The organism is Cytobacillus gottheilii (genome assembly GCF_001636345.1).
GTDB lineage: Bacteria > Bacillota > Bacilli > Bacillales > Cytobacillaceae > Cytobacillus > Cytobacillus gottheilii.
Map to the genome: position 1 here is coordinate 2,275,173 of NZ_KV440945.1, position 17,558 is coordinate 2,292,730.

At 37.5% G+C, this 17,558-nt stretch carries 16 protein-coding genes; 10 read left to right on the plus strand and 6 right to left on the minus strand.

What is annotated here, in order from left to right; all coding sequences use genetic code 11:
* Positions 1–53: 53 nt before the first annotated feature.
* From A6754_RS11040 to A6754_RS11060, 5 genes are all read left to right on the plus strand, one after another.
* Positions 54–800, plus strand: coding sequence for an NUDIX domain-containing protein (locus A6754_RS11040; RefSeq protein ID WP_066451581.1), 747 nt, complete (start codon positions 54–56; stop codon positions 798–800).
* 16 nt (positions 801–816) lie between these two features.
* Positions 817–1,359: a cysteine hydrolase family protein gene (locus A6754_RS11045; RefSeq protein WP_066445151.1), complete on the plus strand. Its 543-nt coding sequence runs from the start codon at positions 817–819 to the stop codon at positions 1,357–1,359.
* An 18-nt stretch (positions 1,360–1,377) separates the two neighbouring features.
* The gene (locus tag A6754_RS11050) at positions 1,378–2,841 is read left to right on the plus strand and encodes a nicotinate phosphoribosyltransferase (RefSeq protein ID WP_066445153.1); all 1,464 of its coding nucleotides are present in this window, start codon (positions 1,378–1,380) and stop codon (positions 2,839–2,841) included.
* 15 nt (positions 2,842–2,856) lie between these two features.
* Positions 2,857–3,678: an NAD(+) synthase gene (gene nadE, locus A6754_RS11055; RefSeq protein WP_066445156.1), complete on the plus strand. Its 822-nt coding sequence runs from the start codon at positions 2,857–2,859 to the stop codon at positions 3,676–3,678.
* Positions 3,679–4,059: 381 nt separating this feature from the next.
* Complete coding sequence (locus A6754_RS11060) at positions 4,060–4,740, plus strand: hypothetical protein (protein WP_066445159.1); 681 nt, start codon at positions 4,060–4,062, stop codon at positions 4,738–4,740.
* A 104-nt stretch (positions 4,741–4,844) separates the two neighbouring features.
* Here A6754_RS11060 and pflA read toward each other — a convergent pair whose 3' ends face one another.
* Positions 4,845–5,573, minus strand: a complete 729-nt coding sequence (gene pflA, locus A6754_RS11065) for a pyruvate formate-lyase-activating protein (RefSeq protein WP_066445162.1) — start codon at positions 5,571–5,573, stop codon at positions 4,845–4,847.
* 601 nt (positions 5,574–6,174) lie between these two features.
* The gene (gene pflB / locus A6754_RS11070) at positions 6,175–8,400 is read right to left on the minus strand and encodes a formate C-acetyltransferase (protein ID WP_066445165.1); all 2,226 of its coding nucleotides are present in this window, start codon (positions 8,398–8,400) and stop codon (positions 6,175–6,177) included.
* Positions 8,401–8,717: 317 nt separating this feature from the next.
* Between pflB and safA the strand changes: the two genes are divergently transcribed.
* A complete protein-coding gene (safA, locus tag A6754_RS11075) occupies positions 8,718–9,335 on the plus strand; it encodes a SafA/ExsA family spore coat assembly protein (RefSeq protein ID WP_180320283.1) in 618 nt (205 codons plus the stop codon).
* Positions 9,336–9,546: 211 nt separating this feature from the next.
* Here the strand turns inward: safA and A6754_RS11080 are convergent, their stop codons facing one another.
* Positions 9,547–9,999 carry a cupredoxin domain-containing protein gene (locus A6754_RS11080; protein ID WP_066445167.1) on the minus strand — a complete coding sequence of 151 codons (453 nt, stop codon included), beginning with the start codon at positions 9,997–9,999 and terminating at the stop codon, positions 9,547–9,549.
* A gap of 234 nt (positions 10,000–10,233) precedes the next feature.
* Here A6754_RS11080 and A6754_RS11085 point away from each other — a divergent pair, with 234 nt between their 5' ends.
* The 3 genes from A6754_RS11085 to A6754_RS22360 all read left to right on the plus strand — a co-directional run bounded on the left by A6754_RS11085 (position 10,234) and on the right by A6754_RS22360 (position 12,926).
* Positions 10,234–11,184, plus strand: a complete 951-nt coding sequence (locus tag A6754_RS11085) for a UCP032817 domain-containing protein (protein WP_066445170.1) — start codon at positions 10,234–10,236, stop codon at positions 11,182–11,184.
* 292 nt (positions 11,185–11,476) lie between these two features.
* Complete coding sequence (locus tag A6754_RS11090; protein WP_066445173.1) at positions 11,477–12,667, plus strand: D-alanyl-D-alanine carboxypeptidase family protein; 1,191 nt, start codon at positions 11,477–11,479, stop codon at positions 12,665–12,667.
* 130 nt (positions 12,668–12,797) lie between these two features.
* Positions 12,798–12,926, plus strand: coding sequence for a YuzL family protein (locus tag A6754_RS22360; RefSeq protein WP_082851665.1), 129 nt, complete (start codon positions 12,798–12,800; stop codon positions 12,924–12,926).
* Between the two features lie 38 nt (positions 12,927–12,964).
* Here A6754_RS22360 and A6754_RS11095 read toward each other — a convergent pair whose 3' ends face one another.
* Positions 12,965–14,584: an ABC-F family ATP-binding cassette domain-containing protein gene (locus A6754_RS11095; RefSeq protein WP_066445176.1), complete on the minus strand. Its 1,620-nt coding sequence runs from the start codon at positions 14,582–14,584 to the stop codon at positions 12,965–12,967.
* A gap of 245 nt (positions 14,585–14,829) precedes the next feature.
* Here A6754_RS11095 and A6754_RS23190 point away from each other — a divergent pair, with 245 nt between their 5' ends.
* The gene (locus A6754_RS23190; protein WP_257297442.1) at positions 14,830–14,964 is read left to right on the plus strand and encodes a hypothetical protein; all 135 of its coding nucleotides are present in this window, start codon (positions 14,830–14,832) and stop codon (positions 14,962–14,964) included.
* Between the two features lie 155 nt (positions 14,965–15,119).
* Here A6754_RS23190 and A6754_RS11100 read toward each other — a convergent pair whose 3' ends face one another.
* On the minus strand, positions 15,120–15,719 hold the full coding sequence (locus tag A6754_RS11100) for an SCO family protein (RefSeq protein ID WP_066445179.1): 600 nt from the start codon (positions 15,717–15,719) through the stop codon (positions 15,120–15,122).
* Between the two features lie 223 nt (positions 15,720–15,942).
* Positions 15,943–17,427: an aldehyde dehydrogenase family protein gene (locus A6754_RS11105; protein WP_066445181.1), complete on the minus strand. Its 1,485-nt coding sequence runs from the start codon at positions 17,425–17,427 to the stop codon at positions 15,943–15,945.
* Between the last annotated feature and the right edge of the window lie 131 nt (positions 17,428–17,558).

A 17,558-nucleotide genomic window follows, 5' to 3' on the forward strand; every position in this document is an offset into this window, starting at 1 on the left:
AACAATTAACATTTTGTTAAATATAAAAGGTGGTGACGTTTTAACAATTGGATATGAACCAAAAATATCGTACACCTGATGGCTATACGGCTGATATTGCTGTTTTCACGATTGTCACTGAAAAAAGAGAGGCTTTTAAACCTCCTGTTATGTCATTGAAAATCATGCTTATAAAGCGCAGTGAATTGACTGCTGAAGGAACAGAAAATATTGAGGCAGGAAAGTGGGCACTTCCTGGCGGTTTCGTCAAAGATAGTGAAAATGGACTGGAAGCCGCTGAAAGAGAATTAATGGAAGAGACAGGCATTCAAAATATTCATATGAAGCATTTTGGAGTGTTTGATCAGCCTGGAAGGGATCCGCGCGGCTGGATTCTTTCAAATGCCTTCTACGCTCTAGTGCCTGAACACTTATTAAAAAGCCGTCAAGCAAATGATGATGCAGCAGATGTTGCCCTTTTTTCAGTTGCCGATGTGCTGCAATCGGAATTAGCTTTTGATCACCAGGAAATAATCAAACAAGCACTTGAAATGGTTACCAAGGTTATGCTTCAGACAACCGCAGCTAAAAACTTTCTGCCAGATGAGTTCACATATTCAGAGCTTCAAGCTGTGCTCTCAACCGTCACAGAGGATTCTGCCATTTTGAATGAGCAATCTTTTGCAAGAAAGATTAAAACATTGCCGTTTATTGAATTAGCAGATGGAAAAACAACACAGCGGACATCCAAAAAAGGAACAAAGCTCTATCGCTTTATTGATATGGATATCGTAAATCCAATCTATACCGCAAGATATTAATGAAGGAGGAATCAGTGTGAAGAAAGCTTTAATAGTCATTGACTACACAAATGATTTTGTTACAGGTGCATTGCCATGCGGAGAACCTGCCATCAAGATTGAAGATAAAATCACTTCATTAACGGAAGAGTTTATAAATGCAGGAGATCCAGTCTTTTTTGCCATCGATTTGCATCACGAAGGAGATCCTTTTCACCCAGAAACTGCATTATATCCTCCGCACAATATAGCTGGAACTGAAGGAAGAAATTTATATGGGAAGCTTGCAGATGTGTATGATAAATATAAATTGGAAAACCATGTAATATGGAAAGATAAAACACGATACAGCGCATTTGCCGGAACCAACATTGAGTTGCTGCTTCGCGAAAGAGGTATTCAAGAGCTGCTTCTTGTTGGGGTCTGTACAGATATTTGTGTGCTTCATACTGCTGTTGATGCATATAACAAAGGATTTAAAATCAATATTCATAGTGATGCAGTTGCAAGTTTTAATGAAATAGGACATGAGTGGGCACTTTCCCATTTTAAAAATACTTTAAATGCAAACATAATCTAAAGGAGAAGGTGAGTCACCATGGGTACAATTTTTGAAGATGATAGCTTAGGACTTCACACAGATCTTTACCAAATCAATATGGCTTTCACTTATTGGCAGGACGGCATTCATGAAAATAAGGCTGTTTTTGATCTCTTTTTTCGCAAGCTGCCTTTTGGAAATGGATATGGAATTTTTGCAGGTTTAGAGAGAGTGATTGAATACCTGCAAGGTTTTTCATTTACAACAAGTGATATTCAATTTTTACGTGAAACATTGAACTATCCAGAGGATTTTCTTGCGTATTTAAGTGAATTGCGTTTTACAGGTACAGTTAACTGTATGGAAGAAGGAGAATTGGTTTTCGGTAATGTGCCGATTTTAAGGGTGGAGGCATCACTAGCAGAAGCACAATTGATTGAAACAGCCCTGTTAAACATTGTTAACTATCAAACATTGATCGCTACAAAAGCGGCAAGAATTAAAGAGGTTGTTGGTGATGAAGTTGCCATGGAATATGGTTCACGCCGCGCCCAAGAACTTGATGCTGCGATTTGGGGCACTAGAGCAGCTTTTATTGGCGGATTTCAGGCTACATCAAATGTAAGGGCCGGAAAGAAATTCGGAATACCAGTAGCTGGTACGCATGCCCATGCCCTAGTTCAAGCATATGGAGATGAATATAAGGCTTTTCATAAATATGCAGAAAGCCATACAGATTGTGTATTTCTAGTCGACACTTATAACACCCTCCGTTCAGGAGTGCCTAATGCAATTAAAGTGGCAAAAGAGCTTGGAGATAAGATCCGATTTAAAGGAATTCGGCTTGATAGCGGTGACTTAGCGTATCTGTCAAAGGAAGCACGCAAAATGCTTGATGATGCTGGGTTCACTGATACAAAAATCATTGCTTCTAATGATCTTGATGAGTATACCATTATGAACTTAAAGGCCCAAGGTGCTAAAATTGATATATGGGGAATCGGGACGAAGCTAATTACTGGCTATGACCAGCCAGCACTGGGAGCGGTATATAAACTAGTCAGTATTGAAAGAGACGGAGAAATGACCGATACCATTAAAATTAGTGCGAATCCTGAAAAAGTATCAACACCAGGACTTAAAAAAGTTTACCGTATAATCAATAAGGCAAATGATAAATCAGAAGGCGATTATATTGCCCTAGATTATGAAGATCCTCAGCAGGAGGAACGGTTAAAAATGTTCCATCCAGTCCACACGTATATTAGTAAATTTGTGACAAATTTTGAGGCAAAAGAACTTCATGTGCAAGTTTTCAGTAATGGCGAACTGACTTATCAAAAGCCGGAGATTGATAAAATTCAGCAAAAAGTAAAAGCAAATCTCAGCCTGCTTTGGGATGAATATCGCCGAGCATTAAATCCTGAAGAGTACCCTGTTGATTTAAGTCCTGCTTGCTGGGAAAACAAAATGAATCATATTGCCACTATTAAAGAGAAAGTTAAACAAAATGAAAAATAGAGAGGATGCTGTAAAATGAGCTTGCAGTCTGAAATTATTTCCGCATTAAATGTAAAATCAGAAATTGACCCAAAAGAAGAGATAACAAATCGTATTCAGTTTCTAAAGGATTACCTGAAAAAAACAAACGCAAAAGGCTATGTGCTGGGCATTAGCGGTGGACAGGATTCTTCATTAGCTGGACGCCTTGCTCAATTAGCTGTAGAGGAATTGCGCTCAGAAGGATATGATGCAACATTTGCAGCAATCAGACTGCCTTATGGTACACAACTGGATGAAGATGATGCACAGTGTGCCTTGGATTTTATTAAGGCAGATCAAGAATTTTCATTTAATATTAAAACAGCCGTGGATGCAGTTAAAGAAACCTATGACACGTCTGGAGCCGGAGATGAACTCAAGGATTATCATAAAGGAAATGTAAAGGCAAGAATGAGAATGATCGCACAATATGTTTTTGGCGGACAAAAAAACCTGCTTGTCATTGGAACAGATCATGCTGCAGAAGCGGTAACTGGGTTCTTTACTAAATATGGTGATGGCGGTGCGGACGTTCTGCCATTAACAGGTTTATCCAAACGGCAAGGAAAACAGCTGCTTCAAGAGCTTGGGGCAGAAGAGAGAATTTATTTAAAGGTTCCAACAGCAGATTTACTTGATCAAAAGCCCGGCCAGGCAGATGAAACAGAGCTTGGAATTTCTTATGATCAGCTGGACGACTATTTGGAAGGCAAAACAGTTCCAGCAGATGTTGCTGAAAAAATTGAAAAACGCTATGTGATGACAGAACATAAGCGACAAGTGCCAGCATCTATGTTTGATACGTGGTGGAAGTAAATTCTGTGACATATTATTTAATGTAATTGCAAAACCCAAACGAATTGGAGAGAGTCTTTAATTCCATCAAATCGTTTGGGTTTTTTTGTCCTTTTTTCTATGATTGCTTATCATCTCCTTTTTAAAAAGTACTTTAAAAAAGTCCTATTTTTGATTGGTGAATCTAAACTCCTAATGAAATAGGTTTAAGACAAAGAATTCAGGTTAAAGTGAAATATCTGTAACTTTTCATCAAATATTACGTCAAATGTAGAAAGATAGATAGATATTGAAATCATTTTGTAACATTTTTGAAATATTTTTAAATAAATTATCAACTTTTATGTTTTTTGCATCGTCTAATAAGTAAACAAATGAAAGCAACAAAAAGGAGTGAATGATTTGAAGAAAAAATGGATTTATACTTTAGTAGCGGCTTTGTTCTTTTCTGCTGCAGGAGCTTTTTATTATGAAGGCAGACCAGATGATGCTTCTGCAAACGAAGAGCAAGTAAATGAGGAGATTAAAAGTGACAGTCAGGATGCTGTAACTGAAACTGAAGAGGAAGAAACTGAATCTAATAATGAGTTAAATAGGGAAGATCCTAGTGAAACAGAAGAACCAGTAAAAGAAGAAGTTGATCATCAATCTGAAACCGAGCCAGCTAATGATGAAAAGCAAGAAGGAAAGACGGAAGACAAAAATGAGGATCCTGAGACAATTGTATCTCCAGAAGGGGATACCTATCATTTAATTGAAGATAAAACAAAATATAGTAATCTTGCAGATTTAATCGATGCTGCTGCAAACATTGATGCATCCTTGTATGGTATTAAAAATTCTGATGTATTTACACTGATTAAGAATGGCGAGCCAATCGGTGGGTTTTCAACCGGCAGTTTGTCTATTGATCCGGAGTATAAAAGCTTTGCCATTCAAAAACACAGTTTTTATAAGGACAAAGGGTTGGAAGATAATATTAATCTAGCTATTCGTACAGGTGCCAGCATTACTGTTAACTTTGATGAATATACAGGTTATCATATTGAATATAAAAACGGCAGACTAATTATTAATCATTAATTATGTTGTTGTTTTCTGTACAATGGACAGTAAATGAAATATACACTAATCACTCATACATGTATGAAAAAAGCATTCCTGATCAAGAGGAATGCTTTTTCGTATTATTGTGATGTTAATAGCTGATAAGCCCACTCAGCTACTTCTTCGCTTGGTGGTTCAATATCCTTTAAAGGGTAGTCTAATCCAAGAGCTTCCCATTTATAAACACCAAGTTTATGATAAGGCAATACTTCTACCTTTTTAACGTTATTTAAAGTGCTAATAAAGCGGCCTAAATTGAGCAAATCTTCTTCAGAATCTGATATTGTTGGAACAAGTACATGCCGAACCCAAACAGGGATCTGTTGCTCTGATAAAAATTTGGCAAATGACAAAATATGCTCGTTTGTTAATCCAGTTAATTTCTTATGTTTGTCTTTATCAATATGCTTAAGATCAAGCAATATTAAATCTGTGTATTTCAGTACTTCTTTTAATTGATTCTGGAAATGAGGGGAGGTGGAATAGCATCCTCCTGAAGAGTCAATAGTAGTATGGATACCAAGCTTCTTGCATTCCTTGAATAATTCGATTAAAAAGGGCAGCTGCAATAAAGGTTCTCCACCGCTGACTGTAATACCTCCGCCTGATGATTCAATGAAAGGAAGGTATGTCTTTAAATCAGCAATGATTTCGGAAACAGACATTTGTTTACCTGTGCCAATCTCCCAAGTATCTGCGTTATGACAGAATTGGCAGCGCAGAAGGCACCCCTGCGTAAAAATGACATATCGAATGCCTGGTCCATCAACTGTTCCAAAGGTTTCAATAGAATGTATATTTCCGTTCATTGTGATCTTCCTTTCATGATTCAAGAGTATAGAAGGGGAGAAATCAGGCGAAGCTGATTTCTCATTGTAAGAAGGTCGAGCGCTTCCGCTTTTCTGTTTGTCTAGCTGCAGCGCCTAGCCCCTCGAGGTCATAAGTCAATCCAGTCAAAAGGTCAAAGAACGACCTTCCGCCTGGCTCGACTTAAGCTTGTCGTCCCTGGGCGAGCGCCTTCCGCATTTATTGTTGTCTAGCTGCAGCGCCTAGCCCCTCGAGGTCATAAGTCAATCCAGTCAAAAGGTCAAAGAACGACCTTCCGTCTGTCTTGCCTTATGCTTGTCGGGGCTGAGCAAGGCGCTTTCGCTTTTCTGTTTGTCTAGCTGCAGGCGCTAGGGACTCGAGGTCTTAAGCCAATCTGTCCAGAAGGTTAAAGAACAACCTTCTAGCCATCTTGTCTTAAGCTTGTCGTCCCTGGGCGAGCGCCTTCCGCTTTTCATGTTGTCTAGCTGCAGCGCCTAGCCCCTCGAGGTCATAAGTCAATCCAGTCAAAAGGTCAAAGAACGACCTTCCGTCTGTCTTGCCTTATGCTTGTCGGGGCTGAGCAAGGCGCTTTCGCTTTTCTTGTTACATTGTTTCGTGGAAGGTTCTGTTGATTACGTCTAGTTGCTGTTCTTTTGTTAGTTTAATAAAGTTTACTGCGTATCCTGAGACACGAATGGTTAGCTGCGGGTATTCTTCAGGGTGTTCCATAGCGTCTAAAAGTGTTTCTCTGTTAAATACGTTAACATTTAAATGGTGGCCTTCTTTAATGGAATACCCATCAAGGATGGAAACAAGGTTGCTTTTTCTTGACTCATCATCTTTACCAAGAGCTTTAGGGACGATTGAGAAGGTATTAGAAATACCATCCTGTGCGTAATCGTAAGGGAGCTTTGCTACAGATGATAAGGAAGCAAGTGTTCCTTTACGGTCACGGCCATGCATTGGGTTTGCACCAGGTGCAAATGGTTCACCAGCACGGCGGCCATCAGGTGTGTTGCCAGTTTTCTTACCATAAACGACGTTAGAAGTAATGGTTAAGATTGACATGGTATGCAATGAATTGCGGTATGTCTGGTGTTTGCGAAGCTTTGTCATAAATGTTTCAACAATATCAACCGCGATGCTGTCTACACGATCATCGTTGTTTCCATATTGCGGATATTCACCTTCTGTTTCAAAATCAACAGCAACTCCGTTTTCATCACGGATTACTTTTACTTTTGCGTGTTTGATGGCACTTAATGAGTCAGCTACAACACTCAATCCAGCGATACCTGTTGCCATCGTGCGAAGAATTTCTGTATCATGTAATGCCATTTCAATTCGCTCATAGCTGTATTTGTCATGCATGTAGTGAATTACATTTAATGTGTTGATATATAATCCTGCGAGCCACTCCATAACATTATCAAACTTTTGCATTACTTCTTCATAATCAAGTACATCAGAAGTAATCGGAGAGAAGGTAGGAGCTACCTGGATTTTCAGTTTTTCATCTACGCCGCCGTTAATCGCATATAATAATGCTTTTGCAAGGTTGGCGCGTGCTCCGAAGAATTGCATTTGTTTGCCGATTTCCATTGCAGATACACAGCAGGCAATTCCATAATCATCACCATACTCTGGTCGCATGATGTCATCATTTTCGTATTGGATAGAACTCGTATCAATTGACATCATCGCACAATATTTCTTAAATCCTTCAGGAAGATCTTTGGACCATAGAACCGTTAAATTTGGCTCTGGTGCTGGTCCAAGGTTCTTTAATGTATGAAGGAAGCGGAATGAGTTTTTTGTTACGAGCGGACGGCCGTCAATTGCCATACCGCCGATTGATTCAGTCACCCAAGTAGGGTCTCCGCTGAATAGGTCGTTATAATCAGGTGTACGTGCAAATTTTACTAAACGAAGCTTCATGATGAAATGATCAACAATTTCTTGTGCTTCAACTTCAGTAAGGGTACCATTCTCGATATCTCTTTCTATATAAATATCAAGGAATGTAGATACACGTCCAAGGCTCATTGCCGCACCATTTTGTTCTTTAATGGCAGCCAGGTAACCAAAGTATAGCCATTGGAATGCTTCTGCCGCATTGTTTGCAGGTTCTGAAATGTCAAAGCCATAGCTTGCAGCAAGTTGTTTTAATTCATTGAGAGCCCGCACTTGCTCTGAAAGCTCCTCGCGAAGACGAATTGTTTCTTCAGACATTACGCTGCTTGAATTTTTGATATCTTCTTTCTTAGCTTGAATTAAGCGGTTAACTCCATATAAAGCTACGCGTCTATAGTCACCAATGATTCTGCCGCGGCCATAAGCATCTGGAAGTCCGGTAATAATTGCCGCTTTTCTAGCTAATTTCATTTCATCTGAATAAGCATCAAATACACCTTGGTTGTGTGTTTTACGGAATTCTGTAAAGATTTTTTCCATTTCTTTGCTTGCTTCAAATCCATATGATTCACAAGCTTGCACAGCCATGCGGACACCGCCAAATGGCTGCAGGGAACGTTTGAAAGGTTTATCAGTTTGTACACCAACTACCTTTTCTAAATCCTTGTTTAAATAGCCAGGTCCATGTGAAGTAATCGTTGAAACAATTTCAGTATCCATGTCAAGGACACCGCCATTTTCTCTCTCCTGCTTTGTAAGATCCATAACTTGTTCCCATAATCGGTCAGTTCCATCAGTTGAACCGACTAAGAATGACTCATCTCCATCATAAGGCTTAAAATTCTGAAGAATAAAATCGCGGACATTTACTTCTTTATTCCATTTGCCGTCAGTAAAACCATTCCATTGTTTCATTATCAAGTCACCTCTGTAAAAATGATTTTAAATATCTTATAACAGTTGGTACAACTTAACTACAATTTGAGTATAACAGATTTATTGTGAAAACAATCACAATAATTATGAACGTATTGTGAACACTTGGTAAATATAGATTTTTTATTTATTTTACACTATGAACGTAGTGGTAAATAGATAACTGTATTATATTAATAGGTCATAAAACATGAACTGTTATATATAGTAATCTATGGGGGACTTTAATGAATTTAGGCAACTTCGGCAACATTTACCTCTATTTAATTAGCAAGTTATCTGTTTTAATTAAGACTATGAAAAAACTACTTCTAACTTTCATGTTGTCTGTTACTCTAGTCTTTGGAATTTATACCTCAGCATCTGCAGCGTCTGTACACAGTGTTCAGACAGGAGACACGATGTGGAAAATTGCGTTAAAATATCAGGTTGGAGTTTCTGAGATTATAAGTGCAAATCCATCTGTTTCAAATCCTAATATGATATATCCTGGTCAAAAGCTTAATATACCATCTTTATCAGCTTCTACATTAACGATTGAAGAAGAAGTTTTAAAGCTGGTAAATCAAGAAAGAGTCAAATATGGTTTAAAACCATTAACATCAAATTGGGAGCTTGCAAGAGTTGCTAGATACAAATCTCAAGATATGATTAATAAGAATTACTTTGACCATAATTCACCAACGTATGGTACACCATTCCAAATGATTAAAAACTTTGGAATCACGTATAAAACAGCTGGTGAAAATATAGCTGCAGGTCAAACTTCAGCCCAAGCAGTTGTGACTGCGTGGATGAATAGTGAAGGGCACCGTAAAAATATTCTTTCTTCAAGCTACACGCAAATGGGTGTTGGTTACGTAAAAGGCGGATCATATGGCCATTACTGGACACAGATGTTTATTTCAAAATAAAAAGATAAGTATTTATCCATTAAAAAGGATGTCCAATCTAAATTTAGGACATCCTTTTTTGCATATTAAATAGTTGGAAATGAGCAGCTGAGAATGATTATGCGAAGCAGGTAATTGATGTGAAAATGTATGTGGAATCAAACTAAGCCGTTTTCTTTCTGGTTTTGTCTTAATAAGGTAACTTGATAAAATATTACAATCTGTCAATTTTTTAATCTACCACGATATATGCAATCATCGTACCATGATTTTCATGGTGGGAATGAACATTACAAATGAGCTTATATGTTCCTTCTTTTGCAAAATTTAATGGTACTACGGTTTCCTCTCCTTTTTTAACAACACCTTTTATGTCTGTACCTTCAATGTAAAATGGATGCTCACTTCCATTAACACCTAAAATTTTCAAATTTACATTTTCGCCTTTTTCAACAAATATGGTACCGGGATCCCAGCGGTAAACTTCCATCTCTTTTCCATCAGCAATGTTTGTTGTAAATTCGCCTGTTACCATGTGAATGTCTCTGACATTCTCACCTGCAGCAGGACTGAATGCAGTAACATTTTCAGATCTTGTGTAAATAACTGCTGCTGCACTTGCAACTACAGTTAACACAGCCAAAAACAAGATAATTGTTCTCTTTTTTAATACAAAAAATGTCATTCCTTTTTCTCCCCCTCAAATAGTTTGTCCATTATAAAGGTATGCGAAATAGACAGGCAAACTTGTCTATTTTCATGTTTTTTTTTAGAAAATCTAGAAAACATTTTTTTAACATGAACATAGTGATTTCCATGTAGACAAAAAGAGGGAGAAGTGTAAAAATTTAAATATAACTTATGGTTAAATACCAGTTCCTTTAATTTTGATGTTTTTCTAAAGAAATGGGGGAGAGGCATGGAATTTTTTATTGTTATTTTTATAATGATCTTCTTAGCTGTGATCCTTACAGCAGCAAACAGACCTAAAAAACGAATTGGGACTTTAAAGAAAACACCAGTACCAGATGATTTAGGCCTGCAAATAACAGCTGCAATGCCAATTGAAGAAAAACTTGAGCAGTCACTGCCATTTTCCTATGAAGACAATGTGCTTAACAGAGTATTAAGAGAGTTTCCAAAAACGACTTCTCTTCAGGTTGACTGGGCAATTTATGAGCTGAAAAGGTATTTTGTCATGAATGCCATTTTAAAATCTGTTCCAATGTTCAGTGCAAAGGCTGATGAGGTCTGGCATGAAATGCTGATGTTTACAAGAGAGTATCAGCAATTTTGCAATTCGTTCTTTGGAGGATATTTACACCATGCGCCAAACTTAAATACTGCTCCAATTCCTGGAGAACGTGCATTTTTTGATTGGGTCTATTTAAGTTTATTTAACGTAGAAGAAAACAGTAAGATCATTTGGGGAGCATTTCTTAAACATCCAATGAAAAAAGAAATTCTTAGTGATTTTCGCAATAAGGATGAAGAAGCGTTGCTTGAAAAATATTTTAATACAGGCAAAGAATACATGGATGTAAAAATGTATCTAATTCACAAGATGAAAGATGAAATGAATGAAGCGAATCGTTTAATGAACAATGGAGATTTATTGACCCTTGAAAAAGGGACGGACAAATCTCAAGTATATATGTATGCTTCGAGTGCGATTATCTTTTATTCTCTATACGAACCTGATCTTTTTGAAGATCATATGCATGAATACATGCCGAAAGAAATGACGAAGGATCACTATGCAGGAGGAGGATCATCCTGCTCCGGGTTTGGGTGCAGCAGTTCATCAGATTCAGATAGCGGTGGAGGTTCAAGCTGTTCGAGCTGCGGCGGCGGAGGGTGCAGCAGTTAATAAGCTATAACACTGACCAGATGCCAATATTAAAATTCCTGTCATTAGACAGGTTTTTTTAATTGTAATCAAATATAATATGCGGAGGTATCTCTTTTATGGTAAGAATCTAAGTAAAAAGAATTAGATGCAGAGACTTCAAATAGGACATTAAACTTACTAATTCTCATTTTTTTCAAAAAAAGGAAGAAACATTTCATTTTATTAACAATTTAATTTCATTTATAAATCACAGACAATATTTTGGTACAATCTATAAAGGTTAAAGGCTAAGTATTGGATGTGTTTATTTGTGAAGAAACTAATATTATTTGTTCTAATATCTTTAATTATGATTCCTTTTTCAACTTACACTTACGCTGAAAATGAAATTTCTGAAGAAAAAAAAGAAGGGCATCCTGAAATCGTCAGCGAAGCCGCTATTTTAATGGATTCAGATACAGGTGCAATCCTCTATGAGAAAAATGCACAGGAAAAAATGGCTCCTGCGAGCTTAACGAAAATAGCTACTGCGATCTACGCACTCGAAAAAGGAGATTTATCAGATATTGTGACTGTTAGTGAGGCTGCAAGAAATGTTGTTGGTACTCGTGTTTATTTAGAAGAAGGAGAGCAGGTTTCTCTTTTGAAACTGCTTCAGGGAATGCTAATTAACTCGGGAAATGATGCAGCATGGACAATTGCTGAATACACTGACGGAAATATCGATCAATTTTCAAAACATTTAAATGAATTCTTAGAAGAAAAAATAGGAGTGAAAAACACTCATTTTACTAACCCTCATGGTTTATACAGCGATGATCATTATACAACTGCAGAAGATTTAGCTTTAATTACGAATTATGCAATGCAAAATGAAACCTTTCGAGCCATTTTTGGTGAAACAGAATTGAAGTGGCTGGGAGAATCGTGGGATACTACTTTATATACGCACCATTTAATGCTTCTAGGTCAGTATCCATACGAATGGGTGACAGGCGGAAAAACTGGATTTGTAAATGAATCAAAGCAAACGCTGGCTACAACTGCCTCTAACGGGTCATTAAATTTAACCGCTATTGCCCTAAAAGCCGATTTCAAGCGTGATATCTATCAAGACACAATAAAGATTTTTGATTATGGATTTAATACCTATGTCCATGAACGTATCGATAAAAATGAAGTCTATCAGGATAAAGAAAATGTCTATACAACAAATGGACAAACAATTGAAGTTACCGTTCCATCCAACAATGAGTATAGGGAAGAGTTATCAGATAATGGAGAGTTGCAATTTTTTAATGAGGATCGTACGTATGTGCAGTCCATTCAGCTTCACCGTAAACCTTCAGAAGAGAATATATCACAGCATTTAAAAAGTGCAGCGCCTCCTCTAGCTGAAGAAAAAAGCGAGGATAATAAAAACTGGGTTGTGAATGCATTTTTAGCTGCTGGAATTCTTGTAATGATTATAGTCGGCGTTCGTAAATTAAAAAGACTTTAGGAACTATAGTCTGGCGAGAATTGCTTTTATGAGCAATTCTCTTTTTTTATTTTTTGAAGCAGGATGCCAGAATTTCTTTTGAAGAATAAAAAAGAGCCATAGAAGAACTATAAGAATGGAGGTGTTAGAAATGGGAAAGCGAAAGAAGGATCCATCAAAGACCGGATTAGGTGCTCCTGAAGTAAAAGGGCAGGGCACGACACAGTCAGAATCAGGCATTAGTTTATCATCAGCCCGTCATAAAACAAAAAAGCATTGAAAAAAAAGGAGTCAGCCTATTTGCTGACTCCTTCGGTATTATTTATACATTCCAGCTACCTTTTTCTGCAAATCATGATCTTCAAGATATTCATCGTAAGTCATTTGCTTGTCGATGATTCCAGAAGGAGTTAATTCAATAATACGATTAGCAATGGTCTGAATAAATTGATGGTCATGCGAAGCAAAGATCATTGATCCCTTAAAATTAATTAACCCATTATTTAATGCAGTAATGGATTCTAAGTCAAGGTGGTTTGTCGGCTCATCAAGCATCAGGACATTAGAGCCGCTAAGCATCATTTTTGAGAGCATACAACGAACTTTTTCTCCTCCGGAAAGAACATTTGCGTTTTTCAAAACTTCTTCCCCAGAAAAGAGCATTCTGCCTAAGAAACCGCGCAGGAAGCTTTCGCTTTGATCGTTAGGCGAAAATTGACGCAGCCAATCAACAAGATTCACATCACTATTTTCAAAATACTTCGAGTTATCGCTAGGAAAATAAGATTGTGATGTAGTAACACCCCACTTGAAAGTACCTTCATCAGGCTCGATTTCTCCTGCAAGGATTTTAAAGAGGGTTGTTTTTGCTAATTCGTTTGTGCCGACTAAGGCAATTTTATCGTCTTTATTCATAATAAAGCTAATATTATCAAGTACTTTGACACCATCAATCGTTTTGCTGATTCCATCAACACGAAGAAGGTCGTTCCCGATTTCACGGTCAGGTGTGAAACCTACAAAAGGATAACGGCGGGATGATGGTCTAATATCATCTAATGTAATTTTATCTAACAGCTTCTTACGGGAAGTAGCTTGTTTCGATTTTGAAGCATTAGCGCTGAAACGAGCAATAAAGTTTTGCAGTTCTTTTATTTTTTCTTCCTTCTTTTTGTTTGCATCAGAAGCCATTCTCTGTGCAAGCTGGCTAGATTCGTACCAGAAATCATAGTTCCCTACATAGATTTGAATTTTTCCGAAATCTAAATCGGCAATATGCGTACAAACTTTATTTAAGAAGTGACGGTCATGAGAGACAACGATAACAGTATTCTCAAAATTAATTAAGAACTCTTCAAGCCATTGTATCGCCTTAATATCCAAATGGTTTGTCGGCTCATCAAGAAGTAGTACATCTGGTTTACCAAATAGAGCTTGAGCAAGAAGAACTTTCACCTTTTCAGAACCAGAGAGATCAGCCATTGTTTTCGTATGAAGATCTTCTTCAATACCTAATCCTTTTAGCAAAATAGCTGCTTCAGACTCTGCTTCCCATCCATTAAGTTCAGCGAATTCACCTTCAAGTTCAGCTGCTTTCATACCATCCTCGTCTGTAAAGTCAGCTTTCATGTAAATTGCGTCCTTCTCTTGCATAACTTCATATAAGCGAGCATGACCCATAATAACGGTTTTTAAAACTTCGTGTTCTTCGTATTCAAAATGGTTTTGCTTCAAAACTGCCAGACGTTCGCCTGGTCCCAATGAAACCTGACCAGTTTGGGATTCAATCTCACCAGAAACAATTTTTAAAAAGGTAGATTTTCCCGCACCATTTGCTCCGATCAAGCCGTAGCAGTTCCCAGGTGTAAATTTAATATTAACGTCTTCAAAAAGCTTACGATCTCCATAACGAAGACTGACATTGCTAACACTTAACATTTATTTAAATTCCTCCAAATGTACATAATCTCTAGAATTATAACATTTACAGTGCAGATTATAAAGGAATTAACGAAAACGCAGAGAATTAGTTAATGCAGAACGTTTACAAGAACTGCTGCAGGGAAAATAGTAAAAAAGAAAATCATAAAAAAGAACAATTTTTTTAAAATTGTTCATAGTTTTTTCATATTTATCCTGTACAATGAATTTATAAACGGCAGGTAAGAAGGAGAGTATGTCAAATGGCCAAAAAGCAGCTGGTAGAATTAGTTAATCGATTAAAAAAGTCGGGAATTAAAGTTAGCTTTACAAAGCCAAGAACTCAAGCAATTTTGTCCTTACATGCAAGTAAAACATTGCCTACTGCCACGAATTAAACATAGATCTTGTATGGGTGACAAAAGCTGGAGCTGGCTCCATTTAAGCTTGGCGCCGAATGAAGCTTTTATTTAGCGGCGTCATGAGAAACTACATATAAATATAAAAAAGCGAGTGCATAAGCATCCGCTTTTTTGTTTGATAAAGGTCATATTCAGATTTCATTCATAATTTTATTGTAAACTTCTTCTTTGCTGAATTCTTCTCCCATTGGAAATTTCTTAATATAACGATTATTCTCGTCTAATAGATATACAAATGTGCTATGTACAAAAAAACCATCTCCCGGATCTCGGTATTGGAATTTGAAGGTATTTGCCAGATCAAGTATTTCTTGCTGATCTTGCTTCATACCATCTTGATCGCCAGTAAGCATAATCCAATTACCATCATCTTCAATTTCAAAAGTATTCATATAATTTTTCATGATTTCAGGAGTGTCACGATAGGGGTCTATCGTAATGGTTAGAAACTGTACATTCTCCCCAAAAACACCTTCTTTTTGTAAGTCACTTTTTAATAAATTCATTTTTTGCGTTGTCGTCGGACAAATATCAGGGCAATGAGTATACATGAATTCCACTAGCTTTAATTTCTTTTCCGACTGAGCAAAATCATATGTTTCTCCATTCATGGTCACAAGGGTTGTATTTTCTGGAATTGTCGCCATATGATCACGAATGATAAAAAATGAAATCCCTGCAGTAATCCCCACTGCCACAATTAAACTGCAAATGATATAGATCTTTTTCATGATTTCCCCTCCCACTATTAAGATAATGAATACCGTAAAATATTCCTATGGATAATATGTGAACACGCTAATAAAGTGACAAATGTGTGAAATGTCACTTTGTTTATATTCGATTATTGATAGGTGGAAGGGGGAGTGAGGAATGTGAACGACACCAAGATGTATTTCGTTCAATTTTGGCATATTTAAAACCGGGAAAGAGTTCTTCCCGGTTTTGTTAGAATTAATTCATATTAATCCATACACTTTTGACTTCTGTGTAATTATCCAGTGCATAGGAGCCCATTTCACGGCCCATACCGGATTGTTTATAGCCGCCAAATGGAGATGCAGCATCAAAAACGTTGTAGCAATTTACCCAGACTGTACCAGCACGCAAGCGGTTTGCAATATAATGACCGTTCTTAATATCCTGCGTCCAAACTCCAGCTGCAAGACCATATTCACTCTTGTTTGCACGGGCAATTAATTCATCTAAATCGTCGTAAGGCATTGCTGAAATGACAGGTCCAAAAATTTCTTCTTTGGCAATAGTCATGTCATCATTGACGTTAGCGAAAATGGTAGGAGAGACAAAGTAGCCTTGTTCCTGAGGTTTATTTCCGCCTACAAGCAATTCAGCACCTTCGTTTACTCCTTTTTCGATATAGCCAAGAACACGTTTTTGCTGCTCGGTTGAAACAAGCGGTCCAATTTCCGTGTCACTGTGCAAGCCAGCCCCTTGTTTAATTGATTGAGCATGGCTGGCCATATCAGAAACGACGTTGTCGTAATGTTTCTTCTGAATAAACACACGAGAACCAGCACAGCAAACTTGTCCCTGATTAAACATAACCCCATTTAGAGCACCAGGAATAGCTTTCGTTAAATCTGCATCAGGCAGAATGATGTTCGGTGATTTGCCTCCAAGCTCTAACGTAACTCGTTTCAATGTTTTTGAAGCATTTTTCATAATCATTTTTCCTACTTCTGTCGAACCGGTAAAAGCAATTTTATCAACAAGAGGGTGATCTACAAGCGGCTGTCCAGCTGTTTCTCCAAATCCAGGAACAATATTTATTGCTCCTTCAGGAAAGCCTGCTTCATCAATTAATTCAGCCAAATAGAGAGCGGTCAATGGAGTCTGCTCAGCAGGCTTCAGCACAACTGAACATCCTGTTGCCAAGGCAGCACCAAGCTTCCACATTGCCATTAGAAGAGGGAAGTTCCAAGGAATTATCTGACCGACAACCCCTACAGCTTCATGTCTAGTATAGTTAAAGTAAGAACCGTTAACAGGAATGGTTTGGCCAGTGATCTTAGTAGACCAGCCTGCATAATAGCGCATATGCTCAATGGCAAGAGGAATGTCTGCGGCAGAGGTTTCCCGAATCGGTTTCCCGTTATCAAGCGTTTCTAATTGGGCAAGTTCTTCACTGTTTTCTTCCATTAAATCAGCCAGTTTATACATAAGACGGCTTCTTTCTGCAGCAGTCAGTTTAGACCAGCTTCCTTCATCAAACGCTCGACGGGCCGCCTGAACTGCCAGGTCTATATCTTCTGATGTGGCTTCATATACGTGTGCAAGAACTTCACCAGTTGCCGGGTTAAAAGTTTCAAAGGTTTTCTCAAATTTACTTTCTACGAATTGTCCATTGATATAAAGTTTCTTTTTCCCTGATAGGAATCTCTCAACTTTTTCTTTTAATGCTGCCGTTAATTGACTCATCTGCAATTCCTCCTAAATCATTAATAAAGTAGGTAAAACAAAAAAGGAAACGCTTACATAAATATGTTATCATTTCTACCAATAAACTTTCAATAAAGAATAGTATAAAAATTCTGATAAATTTTGACATA

Bases quoted from the DNA above. Each gene is read 5' to 3' on its own strand.
- A6754_RS11100 (WP_066445179.1), bottom strand. From the start codon at position 15,719: ATGAAAAAGATCTATATCATTTGCAGTTTAATTGTGGCAGTGGGGATT.
- safA (WP_180320283.1), top strand. From the start codon at position 8,718: ATGAAAAAACTACTTCTAACTTTCATGTTGTCTGTTACTCTAGTCTTT.
- A6754_RS11105 (WP_066445181.1), bottom strand. From the start codon at position 17,427: ATGAGTCAATTAACGGCAGCATTAAAAGAAAAAGTTGAGAGATTCCTA.
- A6754_RS11050 (WP_066445153.1), top strand. From the start codon at position 1,378: ATGGGTACAATTTTTGAAGATGATAGCTTAGGACTTCACACAGATCTT.
- pflB (WP_066445165.1), bottom strand. From the start codon at position 8,400: ATGAAACAATGGAATGGTTTTACTGACGGCAAATGGAATAAAGAAGTA.
- A6754_RS11095 (WP_066445176.1), bottom strand. From the start codon at position 14,584: ATGTTAAGTGTTAGCAATGTCAGTCTTCGTTATGGAGATCGTAAGCTT.
- pflA (WP_066445162.1), bottom strand. From the start codon at position 5,573: ATGAACGGAAATATACATTCTATTGAAACCTTTGGAACAGTTGATGGA.
- A6754_RS11085 (WP_066445170.1), top strand. From the start codon at position 10,234: ATGGAATTTTTTATTGTTATTTTTATAATGATCTTCTTAGCTGTGATC.
- A6754_RS11040 (WP_066451581.1), top strand. From the start codon at position 54: ATGAACCAAAAATATCGTACACCTGATGGCTATACGGCTGATATTGCT.
- A6754_RS23190 (WP_257297442.1), top strand. From the start codon at position 14,830: ATGGCCAAAAAGCAGCTGGTAGAATTAGTTAATCGATTAAAAAAGTCG.
- A6754_RS22360 (WP_082851665.1), top strand. From the start codon at position 12,798: ATGGGAAAGCGAAAGAAGGATCCATCAAAGACCGGATTAGGTGCTCCT.
- A6754_RS11080 (WP_066445167.1), bottom strand. From the start codon at position 9,999: ATGACATTTTTTGTATTAAAAAAGAGAACAATTATCTTGTTTTTGGCT.
- nadE (WP_066445156.1), top strand. From the start codon at position 2,857: ATGAGCTTGCAGTCTGAAATTATTTCCGCATTAAATGTAAAATCAGAA.